Genomic DNA, 20,225 nt, shown 5'->3' with positions numbered 1-20,225 from the left:
GAAAGTATTTTGGAACAGCTAAAACTGTTTGATGCTCCCTCAAGCTATCGAGTCAAGCGGGAGCCGAAATTGCTGCTCGATCGCCAGGGTTTGGAAGATTGGCAGGAAAAAATTCACCAATATCAACAGAGTCAACGGCAAACTGCCCAACCCCAGCAAATTTCCCTGTTTGATGCCCCGGTCACCAGTTGGCACCATGCCGACGAAATTGACCCATTTACTTTGCCCCAACAGTCTTCCCTGTTTTGGCGACAGGGCAAGGATTCAGCCAATATAACCGGGGAAAATCAGGGCTGTTTATATTTCATCCTCGATCGCCGTTGGCCATTATTGCTTTACGTGGGGGAAACCAAATTGACAGCAGACCAACGTTGGCAGGGCACCCACGATTGTAAAGACTATATTTTGAGCTATATCGAACTACACCGCCGCTATGAATTAGACGTGGAAGTGGTGGCGTCTTTTTGGCCCCATGTGCCCCCGGAAAAGAAAACCCTCCTCGCCTGGGAAAAGGAGTTAATTCTCAAATGGCGATCGCCTTTTAACAAAGAATGTTGGCGCTGGTGGGGTCAGCCCTTCGGTAAATTGAGTTAAACCTCGGCACAAGTGGCCTTAAACCCTTAGTGCAAGGGAAAATGAAGACTGGATAGTTTCTCTAGGCCAAGTAACAGAGCCGCTAAACTACCTGCTACCCTAATTTTTCCAGAAAAAATCTGCTCCCGTACCACGGCGATCGGCATTAACACCATCTCAATTTCTTCCGTTATATCCCAAGCTTTTTTTCCCGTGGGAGTCACATCGAGGGCAAGGAAAAGATGGAGACGGGATTGATCTTTGACGGGATTATCATAAATACAACCTAAGTTGAGCAAATTGGTAATCTGGTAACCAGTTTCTTCTTCTAATTCTCGGCGAATAGCAGCAGTGGGGCTTTCCTGGTCGGGGAAAAAAGTACCGGCAGGTAATTCTAATAAAATTTCCTGCACTCCATGGCGATACTGCCGCACAAAAATAATTTCCTGTTGGGGGGTTAGGGCCAAAACCATCACAATTTCTGGCCGCATATTGACGAAGTAGTCATCGATCAAAGTCCCATTGGGCAATTGCACCGTATCCCGACGAACCCGGCACCAAGGATTGTCTAGCACCATCTGGCTTTGGCATAGATGCCATTTCTGCAAATTACTGGGAGGAAGATGCCACATGGCTCTGGATTATTTCACCGACAAAGATCTAATTAATTTTAAGCTCGAACAACATGGTGAGCCAAAAATAGGGCAGAAAAACTGTTCTTTTACGATTGCAGTAACGACAGCGCATTTGATGGCATAGCAATAACAAGAGAGTTATTTTTACAGGTGAAGGATGTCCGTTAGAAAAGGCAAAGTTGGTTCTGTTACAGGTACATTTCATTAAGCAAACAAAATTTTTAGTAAAAACTTTTGTTTTAATCTACACTATTGTTTAGTGCTGTAGTCAATAAAATTAAAATTTAGATAGTAGAGCTGATTTATTTTTTACTTAGACAATACCAGTCCAGGAAACAATCAATTTCCCTAACTGCCATCGGTTTGGACCAGAAATAACCTTGCCCCAAGCCACAGCCCATTTTTTTGAGTAAATTTAACTGATCGTTTGTTTCAACACCTTCTGCTACAGTTTGAATACCCAGTAAATCTCCAAGGGTGATAATAGTTTTAACAATGGATTGGGACGGAGAATCTTCTGTTATTTGGTTAATAAAGGAACGATCAATTTTTAAGTAATTTACTGGTAATCGATATAAGTAACTGAGAGAAGAATAACCAGTCCCAAAGTCATCAATGCTAATTTTGATTCCGTGAGATTTTATTTTTTTAAGGCATTCTGCTACTATTTCTAGGTGTTGAATTAAAACTCCTTCTGTTATTTCTAGCACCAAGGCATCACCATCAAGCTTTGTTGTTTGTAATATGTTTTCAATTTCTTCTACAAAAAGGGGACGACAAATTTGATTAGGGGAAAGATTAATACTGACATAGATTTTATCATCATTAGTAATTTCTCTCCATTGGGCAATTTGTTGGCAAGCTTGCTGCATAATCCATTGTCCAAGGCTGATAATTAGTCCAGTTTCTTCGGCGATCGCAATTAATTGCTCTGGATTAATATAACCTTTTTCAGGATGTTGCCAACGTATGAGAGCTTCAAACCCTTGTAGTCTATCATTAACTAAAGAAATTATAGGCTGATAATATAATTCTAGTGTTTCTTGTTCTAAGGCTTTGCGAAAATCATGCTCCAAACTTAAGCGTTCTAAAATTGTTTGGTGCATGGAAGGATCAAAAACAGCGTACTGGTTGCGCCCATTATTTTTAGCTTGATACATAGCAATATCTGCATCCCTTATCAGCCTTTCGGGTTCATAGTAATGAATACTACCAATGACAATACCAATACTAGCTTTAATAAATAGTTCTTTGGCTTGAATTTGCACGGGCAAACGTAAGTGGGTAAGAATCCGTTCTGCAACATCGATCGCCTGTTTAATTTCCGTAATACTTTCTAAGAAAATCACAAACTCATCTCCCCCTAAACGGACAGCTAAATCTGTTTCCCTTAAGTTAATTTGTAGTTTTTCTGCGATCTTAATTAAGAGAGCATCTCCAACGGAATGGCCCCAACTATCATTAATTAATTTGAAATGATCTAAATCAATGAAAAGAAGAGCAAATCGAGATTTTGGATTGTTTTTGATTTGGTGGCCAGCAAATTCCAACCTTTGGAGTAACAAGGCTCGGTTAGCCAAACCTGTTAAAGTATCATGAAGAGCTTGGTAGGAAAGTTGATTTTGGCTAGCTTTTCTTAATTTAATTTCTTTTTGTAAACGATAATTCCAAATAATAACAATAGCAACGGTGACGATAATAAAAATTATAATCAGCCTATGGATAATGGCGTGGAGATTTTGTATGGTCAATAACGGGTTATTAAATAACCATCGTTTTTGAGATTCATAATAAATGGAATCAGTATCCGCTTTTAGTAAATTTACTTGTTTATCAATATTACGTAAAATAGCTGGATTAGTTTGGCGAGAAGCAGCAAAAAATAATTGGGAAGTGTCAACAACCATATTGGTCGGACGTACCCTATGTTGATGGCTGAAACGGTTACCAAAAAAGTAATTAACCGCCCCGGCATCGGCTTCCCCTGCATCTATTTTTTTAAACAACTCCGAAAATGAGTCAACTTGAATTATTTCTGCTTTTATTTTTAGTTCAGCCAAACGCTTAATCAAATTCTTTTCTTGAACACTATTTTTTAAAACTACGATTCTTTTTCCTTCTAGATCAATAATAGAATTGATATTGGCATTGTTTGCAGCATAAATAATTGACCAACTGTTTAGAACTACTTCTTGATTAAATTGAAACTTTTTTACTCTTTCAGGATTAACCGCTACGTCGGGCATTAAATCTATTTTCCCTGCCTCTAGCTTTTGCAAACAGGCTTGCCATTCACAAAGATGGTATTCAATTTGCCAATTCTCCGCAGCGGCGATCGCCTCGATTACGTCAATCCAAAAGCCCACTGGCCTATTTTGATCATTGAGAAAAATCTTTGGTTGATTTTCATAAACTCCGATCCGCACCACCTGGGTTCCAGTTACCGGCGCCGAATCCCAGAGCAACTGGATGATAATGCTTAAACGGAAAAGCCAACGGTGAATACCATTCATTAACGGGGAACTGCTCTTGTCTTTGGCAAATGCAGTGGAATTGGGAAAAATTTAGCCAAAGGGAAAAAGTTCTGCTCTGATTGCTTTAGGCGGAACTATTCTAACAACTCTCACAACGGGAATTGTAAAACCTAGTCGCTCTAATAGGGATTTTAGCCAATTTTTTATTGTGACTGGGCCCGGGAATAATCTCGTTTCCCTAGGCAAAATGATCAATGGCCCTAGGCTTTGCTTCTGATAAATTAGGCAAGCAAAAGTTCTATTTGCCTCCCCCATGACCGGGGCCAAAACCAGAGACTTGTAGTGGCAATGTTACTCTTTCAGTTAGGGCAGCTAAATTTTTTGAGGGGATCCTAAGCCCGAATTTTGTCTCTCCTGGGCCTAAACTGCCGACGATCTGATTAAACGAAAGAGAGCTTAGCAAGTGAAAAAAAGGGAGGCCGAAACCTCCCTGGGATTTTATGAGAAAAGTGTTAGTCGGTCACTAAACCTTAGTAGTCGAAGTCACCACCGGGGGCACCAGCGGGGGCTTTTTCTTTTTCAGGTTTGTCCACAACAATGCATTCGGTGGTCAACACCATGCCAGCGATGGAAGCGGCATTTTGCAGAGCGGAACGGGTCACTTTGGCAGGGTCAACAATGCCAGCGGCCAGCATATCTACATATTCTAGGCTAGCGGCATTGTAACCAACGTTGAACTCCTTCTCTTTGACTCGCTCGGAGATAACCGCACCGTTTTGACCGGCGTTTTCGGCAATCCGTTTGAGGGGAGCAGGCAGAGCCCGGGCTACAATCAGGGCACCGGTTAACTCTTCATCTTTGAGGTTGCCAGTGGCCCAGTTTTCCAATTGGGGAGCCAAGTGGGCCAGGGTGGTACCACCACCGGGAACAATACCTTCTTCCACAGCGGCTTTGGTGGCATTGATGGCATCTTCCAGACGGAGTTTGCGGTCTTTCATTTCGGTTTCGGTAGCAGCACCGACTTTGATTACCGCTACACCACCAGCCAATTTAGCCAAGCGCTCTTGGAGTTTTTCTTTGTCGTAGCTAGAATCGGTTTCTTCGATCTGGCGACGGATTTGCTCACAGCGGGACTTAACGGCGGCTTCGTTGCCTTCGGCCACAATGGTGGTGTTGTCTTTGGTGATGTTGATGCGACGGGCAGAACCGAGGCTATCCACAGTGGCGCTTTCCAGTTTTAGACCAGCATCTTCGCTGATTACTTGACCGCCGGTGAGGGTGGCAATGTCTTCTAACATTTGTTTACGGCGATCGCCAAAGCCGGGGGCTTTCACAGCAGCCACGTTCAACACACCCCGGAGACGGTTAACTACGAGGGTAGCCAAAGCTTCTTTTTCAATATCTTCGGCAATGATCAACAGGGGCTTACCTTGACGGGCCACTTGTTCAAGGATGGGCACCAGGTCTTGCACCAAGTTGATTTTTTTGTCAGTGATCAAAATGCGGGGATCTTCCAGGACAGCTTCCATCCGTTCCGCATCGGTGACGAAGTAGGGGGAGATATAGCCCTTATCGAAGCGCATCCCTTCGGTGATTTCCAACTCGGTGGTCATGGATTTGCCTTCTTCGAGGGAAATAACCCCTTCTTGGCCGACTTTATCCATGGCATTGGCAATCATTTGGCCAACTTCTTCGTCGTTACCGGCGGAAATGGCTCCCACCTGGGCGATCGCCTTGGAATCTCCCACGGGTTGGGCATGCTCTTTAATCCGAGCAACGAGGAAATCAGTGGCCTTATCAATACCCCGCTTGAGGGAAATGGGGTTGGCACCGGCGGCCACGTTGCGTAAACCTTCTTTAACAATGGCGTGGGCCAAAACCGTAGCGGTGGTGGTACCATCTCCAGCCACATCATTGGTTTTAGAAGCCGCTTGGCGAATTAAGGAAACCCCGGTATTTTCTACATGGTCTTCCAGTTCAATCTCTTTGGCGATCGTGATCCCGTCGTTAATAATTTGGGGAGAGCCAAATTTCTTCTCGAGCACCACGTTACGACCTTTAGGGCCGAGGGTAACGGCAACGGCTTCCGCCAGAATGTCCATGCCCCGCTCTAGGGCACGGCGAGCTTCGTCATTGTAAATGATGGATTTAGCCATAAAAGTAAAACCTCGTGGGCAAATTAATGCAATAGATGAATGGGTAAAAATCCTGCAAGTTTTAACACAGGTCAGGATCGGTAAAAATTAATCGACCTAGGCAACGGAGGCCAAAATATCTTTTTCAGTTAACAGAACATAGTCGTCGCCACCAAGTTTGATATCGGTGCCGGCATACTTGGAATAGAGAACCTTATCGCCCACTTTGACTTCCACAGGGGAGTAGGTACCGTCGTCGTTGCGTTTGCCGGGGCCCACTTGGACAACTTCACCAATTTGGGGTTTTTCCTTGGCGTTATCGGGCAACAAAATACCCCCAGCGGTTTTTTCTTCAGCGGGGCTTACTTTCACAAACACCCGATCGCCAAGGGGTTTCACAGTAGAAACATTAATGGAAATAGCGGCCATAGAAGTCATCCTCCAGATGATAGTCTTGCAAGGTCAGTAAGAATTTGGGAGAGGGTTTAGCACTCCCACCTCACGAGTGCTAATTTAGCTAAATTGCTTGACCCAGTGCAACACCCCAGTGAGTGTGGTTTCCCGAACTGAGGGCAAAAATCGGGAGCCGACTAGATTCTTCACTGCAAAATTGTCTGGAGGCGATCGTCGCTTCTGTCCAGGACTACTTGTTTATTGAATTGACAGGGACAAGATCTGCTTTTTGGTCTTCCTCTAATTTTGGGAGGAGGATAGTCAACAAAAGTTCCGAATTTAACCATCACTATCCCCCGACCTAAAAACACTTCATCTAGAACTGTGGCTGCTCTTCCGGAAACCGGACAATGTCATCGTCCCCCAGATATTCACCGTTTTGCACTTCGATCATCACCAAATCAATGACCCCGGGATTCTCTACCCGATGGGGAGTGTTCATCGGCACATAGGTAGATTCTTTCTGATTTAACAATTTTTCCTCACCGTTACAGATCACCTTGGCCGTACCCGAAACCACTACCCAATGTTCACTGCGGTGGTAATGCATTTGGGTGCTCATGTGTTGTCCCGGTTTGACCACAATGCGATTAATCCGATAACGGGGGCCTTCTTCCAACATGGTGACCATGCCCCAGGGAGGAGTGCGGGTGGTTTCAGGATGGGGAGTGGGGGCCGGACTAGAAGCTTCAGGGGAATCATGCATGGCGGATAACGTTAAGCCAAACGGTGAAAAAGACCACGGACTTGCCCCAATTTTAAACTGCTGGGGAATTTGCCGGGAATTAAGCAACAAGAAAAAAGCCCTGACTGCCAACGTCAGAGCTTTTAAGCATTCAAAATATTCAAATATTTGGCATAACTGTCGAAATCACAATTAGCAACAGTGCCGAAATCTTGACCCAGCAACTATTGAGCTAAACGGCTGGTTTCATAGCCCCAAGTGGGAAAATTATCGGAGGAAACGGAGGAGGAAGTTTCATTGCTTTCCTGACTACGACCTGCCAAAGAACTGACTTTGACGCAGTTGGGGGTAAACAGAAAAATACTCTCACCAATGCGTTCTTGGTGGCCATCCATGGCGAAAGTGCCGCCGGCCACAAAATCCACCGCTCGCTGGGCTTCTTCGGGGTCCATCACATTCAGGTTTAACACCACCGACTTCCGTTCCCGTAGGGTTTGAATCACCTGGGGCATTTCATCGAAGGAATGGGGCTCGACGACGACCACCTCTGCCACACTGTTGTTGATGCCGGGCATACCAATCACGTTATTTCTTACTCCTGTACCAATAGAGGTTTCATTATTTAAGCTTAAGGGTTCGCGGCTAATGCGAGGGGGGGGGGCAACTTCTTCGGCCGGCGGCTGGGAGGCCACTGACTGGGGAAACTCCATTTCTTCGTCGTAATCCTCTTCGTACTCATCGTGTTCACTGATGCCGACGAAGTCTTTTAACTTGGTCAAAATCATAGTTTACCGTCCGTATTTCCTGGGTAAAGTGAAAGGGGTCAATGGGATGAACTAGTGTTGGTACCAAAGCCAGGGTGATTGCGAACCCAGACCACGGTAAACGGCATCAACTGCAAATATTCTTGCTAGATTGGCAGGTTCATCGGTTCAGGGAGGAAAGGAGCGGCAACTCAGTGGCGAGGAGCTACTAAGGTCAGGCCCTTTCTTTTTCGGTCAATAATGACCGAGTTTCATTTTCCTATCCCTGTCGTGACAATTTACCAAAATGTTCCTAACTTTTGTAGGCTTTCGCCGACATTTTACCGATAATTTCTCACTGTTTCCCAAGCACAGGCCGGAGCCGTAGCCAGGGCCAGAAATTAGGGTAACTAACAAAGATACCTCCCATTACTAGCACGAATGGGGCAAAAAATTAGCGAAGAAAGAGACGATAAACCGGATTATCACTCTCGTCCCAATAGCGATAGCCTAAATTGGCTAAAAACTGTTGCCACTGTTCCATTTCTGCCAAGGGAACCTGCATGCCGACGACAATTCTGCCGTAGTCGGCCCCGTGGTTACGGTAATGGAACAAACTAATATTCCAGGCTGGATCCATACAGCCCAAAAATTTCATCAATGCCCCTGGCCGCTCAGGAAATTCAAATCGGTAGAGTAATTCCCGTTGATTTTCCAATTGGGTCACCTGGGGGGGACGGCCCCCCACCATATGGCGCAAATGGAGCTTCGTCAGTTCGTCATCGGTTAAATCGAGGGTTTTAAAACCTTGGCGGTTAAAGCTGGCGGCCAGTTGGGACGCATCACTGCGGTTTTGCACCTGAATGCCTACAAAAATATGAGCATCGGGCCCCTCCGCAATGCGGTAACTAAATTCGGTAATGTTATGTTTCCCTAACCCTTCACAAAATTTTCTTAAACTGCCCCTTTGTTCGGGAATGGTCACTGCAAAAATGGCCTCTCGCTGTTCCCCATACTCGGCCCGTTCCGCCACAAATCTCAATCGGTCAAAGTTCATATTCGCCCCACAGGCGATCGCCACTAGGGTTTGGTCTCGACAGCCTTGCTTTTGGACATATTGTTTTAGTCCCGCAATGGCCAACGCTCCCGCCGGCTCCAAAATTGAGCGGGTATCTTCAAAGCAATCTTTGATGGCCGCACAGGTGTCGTCCGTATCCACCAGCAAAATATCATCCACATATTGCTGACAGAGGGGAAAAGTTAAATCCCCCACTTCCCGCACCGCCACACCATCCGCAAACAGTCCCACTTGGTTTAGCTTGACCCGTTTTCCCGCCGCCAAAGATTGGCGCATAGCATCGGCATCCGTTGGTTCCACGCCGATAATTTTAATTTCTGGATAGAGGCGTTTAACGTAGGCCGCTACCCCCGCAATCAGCCCACCGCCGCCGATCGCCACAAAAATGGCATCAATGGGCTGTTGATACTGACGTAGAATTTCCATGCCAATGGTGCCTTGGCCAGCAATCACGTCGGGATCATTAAAAGGATGGATAAAAGTTAGCCCTTTTTCCTGCTCCAACTGTCGGGCATAGCCATAGGCATCGTCATAGGTTTCGCCATAGAGCACCACCACACCGCCCCGAGCTTTGACCGCCTCCACTTTCACCTGGGGAGTGGTTTCGGGCATAACAATAATTGCCCTGGTACCCAACTTGGAAGCCCCTAGGGCCACTCCCTGGGCATGGTTACCCGCCGAAGCTGCAATTACTCCTTTTGCCAATAATTCCGGCGATAACTGGGCCATTTTGTTATAGGCCCCCCGTAACTTAAAGGAAAAGACCGGCTGTAGGTCTTCCCGCTTAAAGTAAACCCGGTTACCCAGCCGCTTCGATAAATTGGCCGCCAAATCCAACGGAGTTTCGATCGCCACATCGTAAACCCGGGCTTTAAGAATTCTTTCGAGGTAATCGGTGGTCATGGAAAACGAGAGCAAAAACGGTAGTAGCTAAAATCCCCCTTTCCAGTTTCCCACTCTTTGGCAGAGCCTTGGCCCAGGCTAAGGGCCTATTGAAGAGGAATAAAGTAAAGAAAGTGGGGTACAGTTTTTTGTTGTAGGAGTTCAGAATTAGATAGGGCAATTGGCTGGTTAAATCACCATTAACGATGGAGCAAAGATGATGAGTTTGACAACCACACCAGCGAAGGAATGGTTTAAGGTACTTTGATTTGTATTATGTTCCCTCGGATTATTTCTTAATTTTTACTTTAAAAGTCTGCCCAGCAACGACAAGATACAATAGTCGTAATTAAGGCCCCATAGAGTATTGGTAAATAATTTTCGATGACCCAAAGTAATAATTTCGCCACTAGCCCTCTTTGGCAACAGGGGTCCGTAGTGGAACTGACCATTACCGCCCTCAATCACCAAGGGGAAGGTATTGGCCGCTTTAATGAGCGAGTAGTGTTTGTGCCCGACACGGCCCCCGGCGATCGCCTGGAAGTCCGCTTAGTAAAGGTCAAAAGAAATTATGCCTTGGCCCAATTGCTCAAAATTTTAGAACCTTCTGTCCAGCGCACCCGCCCGTCCTGCATTGTGGCGGATAAATGTGGCGGTTGCCAATGGCAACATCTGGATTATCAATTCCAGGTAGAAAGTAAGCAACAACAAATTATTGATGCCCTGGAGCGTATTGGTGGTTTCACCACTTTGCCCCTGGAGCCTCTATTACAGTCCCCCGCTAGCTTGGGTTATCGCAACAAAGCCACCTATCCCCTAAGTCGCTCCAAAACCGGCCAGGTGCAAGCTGGTTATTACCGCAAGGGTAGCCATCGTTTGGTAAATATTAACCAATGCCCTGTGCAGGACGATCGCCTAAATTTATTGCTGACCGAGGTGAAGAAAGATATTGAAAATCGGGGTTGGTCTATCTATGACGAAGAGAAAAAGCAGGGCAAATTACGTCATCTAAGCCTACGCATTGGCCAACGTACGGGGGAAATGTTACTGACCCTGATTTCGGCCCATAAAGGTTTACCGGATTTGGAAGAACAGGCTGGGGAATGGTTGGAGCGCTATCCCGATTTGGGCGGCATTTGTTTAAATATTCAGCCCGAACCCAACAACCGCATTTTTGGCGATGAGACCGTGGTGATTGCAGGGCGGGGTATTTGTCGAGAAAAGTTTGCTGATCTGAGCTTTAGCCTGGGGGCTAATACGTTTTTCCAAGTTAACAGCGGGGCGGCAGAGCTACTGTTAACCAGGCTTCAGCAAGCATTAAATTTGCAAGGCGCTGAATTGTTGGTGGACGCCTATGCTGGGGTGGGCACTTTCACCCTCCCCCTCGCCCGCCAAGTCCGCCAGGCGATCGCCATTGAGGTCAACCAAGATTCGGTGCACCAGGGACAGCGCAACGCTGAGATCAATCAGATTGCCAATGTGGATTTTTTGGCTGGTACCGTAGAGACCGTTTTACCCACCCTGTCAGAGATTCCCGATGTTTTACTCCTTGATCCTCCCCGTAAGGGTTGTGCACCAGAAGTGCTCAGGGAAATTATCCGACAGCGCCCCGAAAAAATTGCCTACATTAGTTGCCAGCCCCCCACCCTAGCGAGGGACTTGAAATTTCTCTGTGCCGAGGGCTCCTATGGAATTACCTGGGTTCAGGGTTGTGATTTCTTTCCCCAAACAGCCCATGTGGAGTGTGCAGTAATTCTCGAAGCGGTTAATGGTTAAGCAAAGGATTCCTCACGGTTATGGTAGCGGCCAGCACATTCAGGCCTCCCAGGCGATCGAGTATAATGGTTGCCATCAGTACTGTTAGATTGCTACTAGTCCAGTGTGAGGTGGAGCGCTTGCTAAACATTAATTTTCCCCACAGGCAATCCCATTGGCAAAAAGTCAGTTTTTCTTCGACCCTTTACCTTTATCCCATCCTTGATCTATTACTCAACTCTGTCCCCAAACCTCTGCACAACGAGGTCAGGTTGGGTTTACAGGAAGCCTTAGTCAATGCAGCTACCCATGGCAATGCTCTCAATCCAGGGAAGTGCATCACAGTGGAGTACCGCCAGTCGCCCCAGGGTTATTGTTGGATCATTACCGATCAGGGTATGGGGTTTGACCGTCCCTGTCCTTGCCCCCAGGTGGTACTTGATTGCCCCAATTGTGTTAGCCCCTGGTTTCCCCCGGATGAGTCGGAAAATGGTCGAGGTTTGGGTATTCTCATGCAAATTTTTGACCAAGTTCATTGGAATGAAGATGGCACCCGTCTCCGCCTCAGCAAGAAAATTAAGCGCCGGCCCCAGGTAGATAGTCAAAATGTAGTCAAACGCTTTTTCAGCGAAAGTTACCGTTTGCTGAGTTTGTAGAACCTAGTGGTAGCAGAATTTCCGGACCGTCATCCTGTTGTGTTAGTCCATGGCATTTACGACACCAGGGCCAAGTTTGCCACCATGGTGGATTTTTTGACCAAGGGCGGCTGGTCGGTTCATTGTTTAGACCTAGTACCCAACGATGGCAGTACTTCCTTAGCATTGTTGGCGGAGCAAGTGAAGCAATACATTGATCAAAAATTTGCGCCCCAGCAACCAGTGGATTTAATTGGTTTTAGTATGGGGGGATTAGTAACTCGTTATTATTTACAACGACTGGGGGGTGTGGAACGGGTTAGGCGCTACATCACGATTTCAGCCCCCAACCAAGGTACTCTCCTGGGTTATAGTTTGCCCCACCAAGGAGTGAGGGAAATGGCCTGGCAGAGTGACTTTTTGAGGGATTTAAACCGAGATTGTTGCCAGTCATTAGCGGGACTCCAGGTGACGGTGATTTGGACTCCCTTCGACTTGATGATTCTGCCCCCCAGTAGTTCCCATTTAGAAATTGGACAAGAAATTATTTTGCCTGTGCTGGTCCATGCCTGGATGGTGTCGGATGCCCGTTGTTTGGCAGAGGTGGCTTCGGCTTTGGCTAAACCGTTGCCCTGAGTGGATTGGAAAGGGATTAGTCTTCAGTTTGGGGTGATCCTATTCATACAAACACTCTTCCCCTACTTCCGCCAATTGTCTGGCGATCGCCTGGTTGGTTTCCGACTGTTGCACAAGCTTGGTAAATTCTGCCAGGGAATATTTTTGCTTGAACTTATTAATTGTGCAGTTGCACATTTCCTGGGCCGCCGCCCCCTTAATGCCAGCCTGTTCCACCCGACGCAGGCATTGCTGACGGTAATTTTCAAAACTATTTTGCCCCTGAGCTTCCACTGGAACGGCGATCGCCAAGTAGGTGAATAGCCCCAGGCAAGCAGTTAACCCCAAAGATTGTGAATAATTATTGGCAAGGAATTTAAACATCTTGGTAAATACTTCCGCAGATTAACAAAATATCTCTTTTCCCATCTAAACCCAAAAATTCCAGCCGTAACCTATGCACAAGCCAGAAATTGGCCCTGTACACTGTAATGTTTACGGACAAAAATTTGTGTATTAATGAGAGAATCCCCTGGCGGCAATGGGCCTAGCTAGCCCTCAAAACGGGATAGTAGTCCTGGCGAGTAAATTGGGTCATATCGCTGAAATAGCGCAGCTCAATGCTATGAATATCTAAAATCTCTGGGTCATGGCCAATCCAGCGGTCATTGACAGCAGCCAACTGTTCACTAACTCCGATCGAATCTGCCAACTTCTCGATCGCTGGGTCGAAGTAACCAAGGGTGATGTGGGCCGTGTAACGGTACTGTTGCTCAATGCCTAAACCAATCAGGGTGGGATTTTGGAAAATGGCCCGTCGTACCTTAAGTATCGGTTCATAATCCGCCTCCCGTTGGGGCACCAAAACCACCCCCAAGGAACGGGGTAAAACCAACAATCCCAGGACCTGCCATTGGCAGCCGGAGTATGGCCCCGACTGATGTTGGTGATCCGCAAACGAATGTTGCAAACAGTTACAAAGTTGTTTTTCAAAGTCAGGATTATGACGACGTAGGGCCTGGTAGGGGCCATCCCAAATCAAGTCTGCTACGGTGAGGTGCAAGCTTTCCGGGGGCACCGCCACAAAACTCTCCCCCAAAATTTCTCCCACCTGGCCCTGTACAGTGGTCAGATGGCCATAAAAGTTTTGGTTAGTGGGATCATCAGCGGCAATGGGAGTTACCACACTGAAACCGGGAAAAGGCACCGGCTGTCCTTGCTCAAACTTGGGAGAACCTTGAGCATTAATCAATTGTTGCTCGTAGGCGATCGCCAAGGTTTGGGGCGCCACCCGATTGATATAGCCTTGGTAAGTATCGTCCACACTCGCCTCCCTGACACAGATTGAAAAAGTTCCTATGGCAAGTTTACTGTTTGGGTGGAGTCTCTGGACATTTAGCACCAATCTTTAGCTGGTTCTTCATTTCCTCAGTTGGGCAAACATTGGCAATTGACTGCAACTCGAAAGTCAGAACTCCAGCAAAATTAACTAACCTCCGAAACGAATTTGGCCGTGTGGCCACGCCACGATTGCGCATAATGTTTTAGAGTGCCCACGACACCAATAGCCCCGATCGCCGTCTTTCCCTCCATGCACTCACAAAAATTGGTCACAGCCATGAAAATCTTGGTGCTAGCTTGGGAATTTCCCCCCCGCATTGTCGGCGGCATTGCTCGCCATGTGGCAGAACTCTACCCAGAATTAGTTCAACAGGGCTATGAGATCCATTTAATTACCGTGGCCACAGAGGAAAGTCCGTCCCAGGAAATGGTCGATGGCATCCACATTTACCGAGTGCCAGTGCCCCCCAGTAATGACTTTTTCCAATGGGTAGATAACATGAACCGTGCCATGGAACAGAGAGGGCAAGCCCTATTCCAGGAACAGAAAAAATTTGATGTTATCCACGCCCACGATTGGCTGGTGGGAGATGTGGCCATTAACCTTAAGCACCACGGTAAAATTCCCCTGGTGGTGACTATCCACGCCACGGAATACGGCCGCTATAACGGTCTTTACAACGATACTCAACGCTACATTGCCGGCAAAGAAGGAATTTTAATCTACAACGGTTGGCGAGTAATTGTTTGCAGCAACTACATGCGCCATGAACTGGAAAGAGCCTTTGGCACCCCCTGGGACAAAATTGACGTTATCTATAACGGCATTCGTCCGGAAAAAAAGCACCGTCGTCCAGACTTTGATTACCGTAATTTTCGCCGCAAATTTGCCGAAGATGGAGAAAAAATCGTTTACTACGTTGGTCGCATGACCTATGAAAAAGGAATTTCCGTTCTGTTAACCGCTGCCCCCCAGGTACTGGAAGCCCTCAATGATCAAGTGAAATTTGTCATTATTGGCGGAGGCAACACCGATCGCCTGAAGCAATTAGCATGGAACCTGGGCATTTGGGAACACTGTTTTTTCACCGGCTTCATGTCCGACGAAGATTTAGACAAATTCCAAACCATTGCCGACTGTGCCGTTTTTCCCAGTTTGTACGAACCCTTTGGCATTGTCGCCCTGGAAAGTTTTGCTGCCCGGGTCCCCGTGGTGGTATCCAATACTGGTGGACTAGCAGAGGTGGTGCGTCACCATAGCACCGGTATTGTTACCCAAACCAATAATCCCGATTCCTTAGCCCATGGCATTTTGGAAATTCTTTCTAATCCATCCCTGGCCAAACAGTTGGTGGAAGAAGCCTACAAAGATTTGGGCATCCGCTTTAATTGGTCTAAGTTGGCAAAAGAAACCGCCGCTATTTACGAACGGGTGGTGGAGGAAAGGCAAACGGTGGAGTGGTAGAAAGTAGTAGGAAAATAGGAAAAGGCTTTCAACGTCCCTTGTCCCAGGTTGTGGAGCCAAAGCCCCCATCAGATTCCCAACAAAGACCGGGCAATGAGCAAATAAATGGCCACCCCCAACACATCCACCGCCGTAGTAATAAAAGGGGCCGACATCAAAGCCGGATCTAACTTCATCGACTTAAACAAGAACGGTAAACCCCCTCCGGCAAAAGCCGCCAACAGGGAAATAATGAACAGGCTACTACCCACCGTGATGGCCACCAACCAATCTCCTTGGAGAAAATAGGCCCACACCGTTACCACAACGCCCAGCATTAAACCCAATAAAGCTCCGGCTCCCCCTTCCCTAGCAATGACCGGTAACACTTGGGTGAGCCGCACATCCTCCGTATTCAAACCCCGGATCACCACAGTGGAAGACTGGGCCCCCACATTGCCCCCCGCATCGATTAACAAAGGTATGAAGGCAGCCAAAGCAATGGTTTTTTGTAGCACATCTTCCTGGGAGTGAATCACCTGACTGGTGAGGGTATTGGTGACTAAAAGAATAAATAACCACACCACCCGCTTACGGGCCACTGTCATCAAACTACTTTTGAAATAGTCATCTCCTTGGGACTGCACTCCTCCAGCGGTATAAATATCTTCCGTGGCTTCTTCCTCCAAAATGTCGATCACATCGTCCACAGTGACAATGCCCACCAATCTTTGTTCTGAATCCACCACGGGCACCGCCAAAAAATCGTAGTGCTGAATGGTGCGGGCCACTTCTTCCTGGTCTGTGTTGGTGTGGACGGATACCACATCAGGCACCATAATTTGTCCGATATATTCCTCCGGCTTGGCCATAACCAAATTACGCAGGGAAAGGGTTCCCGTTAGGCGTCGGGATTCGTTGGTAACGTAGAGGACGTAAATAGTTTCAAAGCTGGTGGCAATGTGGCGGATGTGATCTAGGGCTTGGCTGGCGGTGTAATCTTCCTTGAGGGAAACGTATTCCGTGGTCATAATCCGGCCAGCGGTTTCCGGTTTATAGCCCAACAGTAGGGAAGTAGCTTTGCGTTCTTCGTTGCTGAGGTGTTTGAATAGTTGCCGCACCACCTTGGCCGGAAGTTCGTCCAATAGCCTGACCCGGTCATCGGGGGACATTTGGTTAAAAATTTCCAGTACTTCAGGATGCTTAAAATCTTCTAGCAGGGATTCCTGCACTGGTGGAGCTAAATGCTCATAAACATCGATCGCCTCATTTTTGGAAAGTAAACGAAAGGCTAGCACCTGTAAACGACTGGGCAGAGACTCGATCACATCAGCAATATCCGCCGGTTGCACAGGGGTGAGGATGGTTTTAGCGGCATCGAATTGGGAGGTTTCTAACAGAGTTTCAATCTGGGCCCGCACTAATTTTTGTAGCTCCTCTCGGTCGGGATTTAGTCGAACAGTCGTAGTGACCTCTGTCATGGCAACCTCCGGGGCGAAACGACACCCCCCAATATACGGTATCCCTATGCTGTTCCAACCACTTCCAGAAGGGAAAAATCGGCGCTTTATCGTTGGGATTGGCCCAAAATCGGTGGATCTCTGTCCGAAAAAATTGTGTTAGGCTGTTGCCATGGGCTAAAAATAAATTTCCCTAGCCCCCTCATACATTCTGAGCCTTGGCCGAATAAGGTTTGAACTGGAATCACTGCCAGGGGGTTTGTCCCAACGGTTGTGGCTATCACGTTAGACTGTAACTTTATTGAACAGATTCAGTTTTAGTTATTCCGTCGGGGTTCGGTTAGACATCATCACAGGAGTCGTCCTTGGTAATGGACTATTTAGAAAAACTGCTCGATAAACTCAGAGAACTGGCCCAGAAGCTGATTGAGGGTTTGCTTGGCCCCCAGGGGGAACCGGAGCCAGAACTAATTCCCATTCCCGTTAACGATCGCCGTTCCCGTCGTTAATCAGGGCTGTTTAGTTTAGTATGACAACGGTGTGGAAAGTATTGGTGCTCCACGGTCCCAATTTGAATTTGCTGGGCCAGCGGGAACCGGGTATTTATGGCTCCCTAACCCTAGGGGAAATTGACGCCTGCCTGCGGGAAGATGGTGTCGATTTAGGGGCAGAGGTGAGTACTTTCCAATCCAATAGTGAAGGGCAACTGGTCACCGCCATCCATGGAGCCCTAGGAAATTACCACGGCATTGTTTTTAATGCGGCGGCCTATACTCACACTAGTATTGCCCTGCGAGATGCTTTAGCAGCTGTGCAACTACCCTGTGTGGAAGTGCATTTAAGTAATATCCATAAGCGGGAATCATTTCGGCATATTTCCCACATTGCCCCAGTGGCGATCGGACAAATTTGTGGCTTTGGGTTGAATAGTTATCGTTTGGGATTGAGGGCTTTGGTGGATTATCTCAACGGTCAGGCTGATAGTTAAAGCCCGTTTTAATACCTACAAATATTCACTAAATCCGGTAGGTTTAGCGTTTTTTTCTCCCAAAATGCTCGACCAGAGGCAATGAACAAGGTCTTAGGATATTTGGTCTTTGACTACAAAATTGGGACGGATACTTAAATAAGCTAAAGCGCCAAATAGCGGAACTGTACTGCCCAAAACGAGAAGCAAAGAGGGAGAAGCTTTTTGATGCTGCAATTCCTGGGCTAATACCAGCGGAAAAGCCAGGGTTAAACAGAGAAAATCACTGCTCATCACGGCGATGAATTGGTTTGTTTGCAATTATTGTCCATAATCAGCCCAATCCCCCCTAAACACAGCACCGGATACACAGGCGATCGCCAACAGGAATAAAACTCGCCCTAACCAGGGAGAGCGCCAGAATTTAGTCAGTTTTGATGATCCCAAGTTCGATGGTGCGGGATCAGTTGGTGCCGTCGGTGGCCAGAAAACCAAATAGGGCAGTAGGGCAAAGGCTCCCAAAAAGAACGACCCCGCCACAAAGGGCCAAGCAGGAAATTTTCTTCCTTGGTGATCGCCTAATAGCATAGCGGCATAGGCCATGGGCCAAATACCCATCAGATTAAACAGGGCAATAATCATCGGGTTAATGTCCTGCCACTGCCCCAGGGAAAGGGATTTTATCAAAACTAAAGTTTGGGGATTGCTGGGGGGAGCAAAGCCAAAGGCAAAAATTACCAATGCCAACCACAGGCAAGCCAACGCTAAACGGTTTAAGACCACAGCAACAGGCCCCAGACAAATTTGGAATCACTCAATCACAATAAAATCTACCACAGATTACAAAGTTCCCTCTAGGGACAAAGAACAGGGACAGAATCTAAATAGTTTTTTCTGACTTGCAGTAATTCCTGGGATAAAAACTGTTTGTTGATCTGTCCGGAGGCTTTCGCTAACCGCCCTTGAATTTGCTCCATTACCCCGTCATTTTGGTTGAGTAAAATAATGGGAGTTTCCCTCACAGCAGAAGATTTTCGCAACAAACGGCAAAGCTCATAACCACTGATCTCCGGCATCTCAGCGTCAATTAGAATCAATTGGGGATTATGGCTGATGGCGGCCGCCAAAGCGTGGCAGGGATCGTCAATGCAAACCACTTTAAAACCCCGCTGACCTAAAATTTCTCGCACAATTTTCTGTACAGAAGGACGATTGTTGACGGAAATCACCACGGGGAAGTTGGCATCGTCAACTGAAATTTCTTGATAGGGCAACATTTTGATTTCTCCCGATTTAACCCGTGGATAAAATAACAGAGCCAACTCTAAAACACTGCTGTTAGTTTTTCGGGCCAGCTCATACAAACAAGACAAGTTTCTCAAGCCTTCCAATAAATGCTCACACCACTGTTCACTGCGGCGATAGCTCAAATTCAGCATCGTTTTCACTTCCTGCCAATCCTCCACCAAGGGACGCTGGAAAGGTGAATTGATCTGGGGATATAACTCTCCCCAATATCTAATTTTATGTTCCACCGATTGGGTGGTTTTAGCTAATTCTAAATTCAGAAATAGGTCTTTAATGCTATCTTCTTGCTCAAAGTGACATTGGGTCATAGGAATAGACAAAAAGTGCACCAATGCTTCCTGGGTAAACTGGGTTAAAATTGAGCGAGTTTGCTGAAAAGAAATCAGTTCTTGTTTCCAAAGATCACAGATATATTTATAGTCATCTGAGATTTGGGAAGGCAGGCTAATTTTATTTTCGTTCAGGTAATTACCCAGGAGATATCTGACTCTTTGCATTCCCCCTACACCACTGTTGGCAAAATTAATTTTCCCTTTGCCAAGATAGACCTGCCAGGTGACCAACTCATCGAGGGGATTGGATACCGTTAGTCTCCCGGTAGCTTTTTCCTTAATTAAGGTTTGCAGGAATCGGCCAGGAATTTGGCGGGTGATCACAGCAGTCATGGGAAACTCCTTTGCATGTTTGGAAAGATAAACGTTAACAGTGTTCGGTTAATGCTGTTGTCAGTAGGATAAGAAGACCTAGGGCCGAGTAATTCTCTTGTTTTAACTGTCAGTTGTGATTGACATGGGAGGAAATGCTCAATGCCCCAGGCATTGCTCCAAACAGTGACCCGTAGGACTGACCAGAGAAGGATTCAAGGAAGATGACTGGTGTTTGCTGCTAATTGGGGTGCCAAAAGGCATCGACTTAGCCAAGGTTTGGTGGCCAAGGGTAACTCTCGCTATCCAAGGCCTAGAAGCAAAAATGTCGGTTAGGATTCAAACCTGCAAGAACTTGCCTAAAAATAAGCGGGTAGGAGCTAGGTATAATCCTTGGC

At 46.8% G+C, this 20,225-nt stretch carries 21 protein-coding genes; 8 read left to right on the top strand and 13 right to left on the bottom strand.

The window, feature by feature from the left end; all coding sequences use genetic code 11:
• Positions 1-9 precede the first annotated feature (9 nt).
• Positions 10-594: a GIY-YIG nuclease family protein gene (locus tag BWK47_RS16995; RefSeq protein ID WP_237269810.1), complete on the top strand. Its 585-nt coding sequence runs from the start codon at positions 10-12 to the stop codon at positions 592-594.
• 26 nt (positions 595-620) lie between these two features.
• On the opposite strand, the gene BWK47_RS04355 is transcribed toward BWK47_RS16995, so the two are convergent.
• The 5 genes from BWK47_RS04355 to BWK47_RS04335 form a co-directional block, all read right to left on the bottom strand.
• Positions 621-1,205, bottom strand: coding sequence for an NUDIX hydrolase (locus tag BWK47_RS04355; protein ID WP_162327701.1), 585 nt, complete (start codon positions 1,203-1,205; stop codon positions 621-623).
• A 305-nt stretch (positions 1,206-1,510) separates the two neighbouring features.
• On the bottom strand, positions 1,511-3,721 hold the full coding sequence (locus BWK47_RS04350) for an EAL domain-containing protein (RefSeq protein ID WP_162327700.1): 2,211 nt from the start codon (positions 3,719-3,721) through the stop codon (positions 1,511-1,513).
• Between the two features lie 491 nt (positions 3,722-4,212).
• Complete coding sequence (gene groL, locus BWK47_RS04345; protein WP_162327699.1) at positions 4,213-5,838, bottom strand: chaperonin GroEL; 1,626 nt, start codon at positions 5,836-5,838, stop codon at positions 4,213-4,215.
• Positions 5,839-5,934: 96 nt separating this feature from the next.
• On the bottom strand, positions 5,935-6,246 hold the full coding sequence (gene groES / locus BWK47_RS04340) for a co-chaperone GroES (protein ID WP_020861555.1): 312 nt from the start codon (positions 6,244-6,246) through the stop codon (positions 5,935-5,937).
• 340 nt (positions 6,247-6,586) lie between these two features.
• Positions 6,587-6,976, bottom strand: coding sequence for a phosphomannose isomerase type II C-terminal cupin domain (locus BWK47_RS04335; protein ID WP_162327698.1), 390 nt, complete (start codon positions 6,974-6,976; stop codon positions 6,587-6,589).
• Here BWK47_RS04335 and BWK47_RS04330 point away from each other — a divergent pair.
• Complete coding sequence (locus tag BWK47_RS04330; RefSeq protein ID WP_162327697.1) at positions 6,975-7,151, top strand: hypothetical protein; 177 nt, start codon at positions 6,975-6,977, stop codon at positions 7,149-7,151. The two genes, BWK47_RS04335 and BWK47_RS04330, sit on opposite strands and share 2 nt — an antisense overlap.
• A 28-nt stretch (positions 7,152-7,179) precedes the next feature.
• Here the strand turns inward: BWK47_RS04330 and BWK47_RS04325 are convergent, their stop codons facing one another.
• Both BWK47_RS04325 and ilvA read right to left on the bottom strand, forming a co-directional pair.
• A complete protein-coding gene (locus BWK47_RS04325; RefSeq protein WP_010872037.1) occupies positions 7,180-7,740 on the bottom strand; it encodes a cell division protein SepF in 561 nt (186 codons plus the stop codon).
• Between the two features lie 412 nt (positions 7,741-8,152).
• The gene (gene ilvA, locus BWK47_RS04320; protein ID WP_162327696.1) at positions 8,153-9,679 is read right to left on the bottom strand and encodes a threonine ammonia-lyase, biosynthetic; all 1,527 of its coding nucleotides are present in this window, start codon (positions 9,677-9,679) and stop codon (positions 8,153-8,155) included.
• 363 nt (positions 9,680-10,042) lie between these two features.
• On the opposite strand from ilvA, the gene rlmD reads away from it, so the two are divergent.
• The 3 genes from rlmD (at position 10,043) to BWK47_RS04305 (ending at position 12,684) form a co-directional block, all read left to right on the top strand.
• Complete coding sequence (gene rlmD / locus BWK47_RS04315) at positions 10,043-11,434, top strand: 23S rRNA (uracil(1939)-C(5))-methyltransferase RlmD (protein WP_162327695.1); 1,392 nt, start codon at positions 10,043-10,045, stop codon at positions 11,432-11,434.
• Positions 11,435-11,499: 65 nt separating this feature from the next.
• Entirely contained in the window at positions 11,500-12,069 is a 570-nt protein-coding gene (locus tag BWK47_RS04310; protein WP_443081625.1) for an ATP-binding protein, read from the top strand.
• A gap of 6 nt (positions 12,070-12,075) precedes the next feature.
• A complete protein-coding gene (locus BWK47_RS04305) occupies positions 12,076-12,684 on the top strand; it encodes an esterase/lipase family protein (RefSeq protein WP_162327694.1) in 609 nt (202 codons plus the stop codon).
• 39 nt (positions 12,685-12,723) lie between these two features.
• On the opposite strand, the gene BWK47_RS04300 is transcribed toward BWK47_RS04305, so the two are convergent.
• Positions 12,724-13,047 (bottom strand): hypothetical protein, encoded by a 324-nt coding sequence (locus BWK47_RS04300; RefSeq protein WP_010872032.1) that lies wholly within the window; start codon positions 13,045-13,047, stop codon positions 12,724-12,726.
• Positions 13,048-13,210: 163 nt separating this feature from the next.
• On the bottom strand, positions 13,211-13,987 hold the full coding sequence (locus tag BWK47_RS04295; RefSeq protein ID WP_237269808.1) for a DUF1868 domain-containing protein: 777 nt from the start codon (positions 13,985-13,987) through the stop codon (positions 13,211-13,213).
• A 294-nt stretch (positions 13,988-14,281) separates the two neighbouring features.
• On the opposite strand from BWK47_RS04295, the gene BWK47_RS04290 reads away from it, so the two are divergent.
• Positions 14,282-15,469 carry a glycosyltransferase family 4 protein gene (locus BWK47_RS04290; RefSeq protein ID WP_237269806.1) on the top strand — a complete coding sequence of 396 codons (1,188 nt, stop codon included), beginning with the start codon at positions 14,282-14,284 and terminating at the stop codon, positions 15,467-15,469.
• A 68-nt stretch (positions 15,470-15,537) separates the two neighbouring features.
• Here BWK47_RS04290 and mgtE read toward each other — a convergent pair whose 3' ends face one another.
• Complete coding sequence (gene mgtE / locus BWK47_RS04285) at positions 15,538-16,929, bottom strand: magnesium transporter (RefSeq protein ID WP_162327691.1); 1,392 nt, start codon at positions 16,927-16,929, stop codon at positions 15,538-15,540.
• Positions 16,930-17,279: 350 nt separating this feature from the next.
• Here mgtE and BWK47_RS16810 point away from each other — a divergent pair, with 350 nt between their 5' ends.
• Both BWK47_RS16810 and aroQ read left to right on the top strand, forming a co-directional pair.
• Positions 17,280-17,417: a hypothetical protein gene (locus BWK47_RS16810; RefSeq protein ID WP_020861548.1), complete on the top strand. Its 138-nt coding sequence runs from the start codon at positions 17,280-17,282 to the stop codon at positions 17,415-17,417.
• Between the two features lie 20 nt (positions 17,418-17,437).
• On the top strand, positions 17,438-17,896 hold the full coding sequence (gene aroQ, locus BWK47_RS04280) for a type II 3-dehydroquinate dehydratase (protein ID WP_162327690.1): 459 nt from the start codon (positions 17,438-17,440) through the stop codon (positions 17,894-17,896).
• Between the two features lie 93 nt (positions 17,897-17,989).
• Here aroQ and BWK47_RS16990 read toward each other — a convergent pair whose 3' ends face one another.
• The 3 genes from BWK47_RS16990 to BWK47_RS04270 all read right to left on the bottom strand — a co-directional run bounded on the left by BWK47_RS16990 (position 17,990) and on the right by BWK47_RS04270 (position 19,848).
• Positions 17,990-18,196: a hypothetical protein gene (locus BWK47_RS16990; RefSeq protein ID WP_237269803.1), complete on the bottom strand. Its 207-nt coding sequence runs from the start codon at positions 18,194-18,196 to the stop codon at positions 17,990-17,992.
• The gene (locus tag BWK47_RS04275; protein ID WP_237269801.1) at positions 18,197-18,658 is read right to left on the bottom strand and encodes a hypothetical protein; all 462 of its coding nucleotides are present in this window, start codon (positions 18,656-18,658) and stop codon (positions 18,197-18,199) included. It abuts the gene before it with no gap.
• 71 nt (positions 18,659-18,729) lie between these two features.
• A complete protein-coding gene (locus BWK47_RS04270) occupies positions 18,730-19,848 on the bottom strand; it encodes a response regulator (protein ID WP_162327689.1) in 1,119 nt (372 codons plus the stop codon).
• Positions 19,849-20,225: the final 377 nt, after the last annotated feature.

Origin of the sequence: Synechocystis sp. CACIAM 05, from assembly GCF_010222815.1 — a bacterium.
Taxonomy (GTDB): Bacteria; Cyanobacteriota; Cyanobacteriia; order Cyanobacteriales; family Microcystaceae; genus Synechocystis.
Note: the sequence above shows the minus strand (reverse complement) of the source record. Positions and strands in the feature narration are given on the sequence as shown.

Bases quoted from the DNA above. Each gene is read 5' to 3' on its own strand.
- BWK47_RS04355 (WP_162327701.1), bottom strand. From the start codon at position 1,205: ATGTGGCATCTTCCTCCCAGTAATTTGCAGAAATGGCATCTATGCCAA.
- BWK47_RS04350 (WP_162327700.1), bottom strand. From the start codon at position 3,721: ATGAATGGTATTCACCGTTGGCTTTTCCGTTTAAGCATTATCATCCAG.
- groL (WP_162327699.1), bottom strand. From the start codon at position 5,838: ATGGCTAAATCCATCATTTACAATGACGAAGCTCGCCGTGCCCTAGAG.
- groES (WP_020861555.1), bottom strand. From the start codon at position 6,246: ATGGCCGCTATTTCCATTAATGTTTCTACTGTGAAACCCCTTGGCGAT.
- BWK47_RS04330 (WP_162327697.1), top strand. From the start codon at position 6,975: ATGGCGGATAACGTTAAGCCAAACGGTGAAAAAGACCACGGACTTGCC.
- BWK47_RS04335 (WP_162327698.1), bottom strand. From the start codon at position 6,976: ATGCATGATTCCCCTGAAGCTTCTAGTCCGGCCCCCACTCCCCATCCT.
- BWK47_RS04325 (WP_010872037.1), bottom strand. From the start codon at position 7,740: ATGATTTTGACCAAGTTAAAAGACTTCGTCGGCATCAGTGAACACGAT.
- ilvA (WP_162327696.1), bottom strand. From the start codon at position 9,679: ATGACCACCGATTACCTCGAAAGAATTCTTAAAGCCCGGGTTTACGAT.
- rlmD (WP_162327695.1), top strand. From the start codon at position 10,043: ATGACCCAAAGTAATAATTTCGCCACTAGCCCTCTTTGGCAACAGGGG.
- BWK47_RS04310 (WP_443081625.1), top strand. From the start codon at position 11,500: ATGGTTGCCATCAGTACTGTTAGATTGCTACTAGTCCAGTGTGAGGTG.
- BWK47_RS04300 (WP_010872032.1), bottom strand. From the start codon at position 13,047: ATGTTTAAATTCCTTGCCAATAATTATTCACAATCTTTGGGGTTAACT.
- BWK47_RS04290 (WP_237269806.1), top strand. From the start codon at position 14,282: ATGAAAATCTTGGTGCTAGCTTGGGAATTTCCCCCCCGCATTGTCGGC.
- mgtE (WP_162327691.1), bottom strand. From the start codon at position 16,929: ATGACAGAGGTCACTACGACTGTTCGACTAAATCCCGACCGAGAGGAG.
- BWK47_RS16810 (WP_020861548.1), top strand. From the start codon at position 17,280: ATGGACTATTTAGAAAAACTGCTCGATAAACTCAGAGAACTGGCCCAG.
- aroQ (WP_162327690.1), top strand. From the start codon at position 17,438: ATGACAACGGTGTGGAAAGTATTGGTGCTCCACGGTCCCAATTTGAAT.
- BWK47_RS04270 (WP_162327689.1), bottom strand. From the start codon at position 19,848: ATGACTGCTGTGATCACCCGCCAAATTCCTGGCCGATTCCTGCAAACC.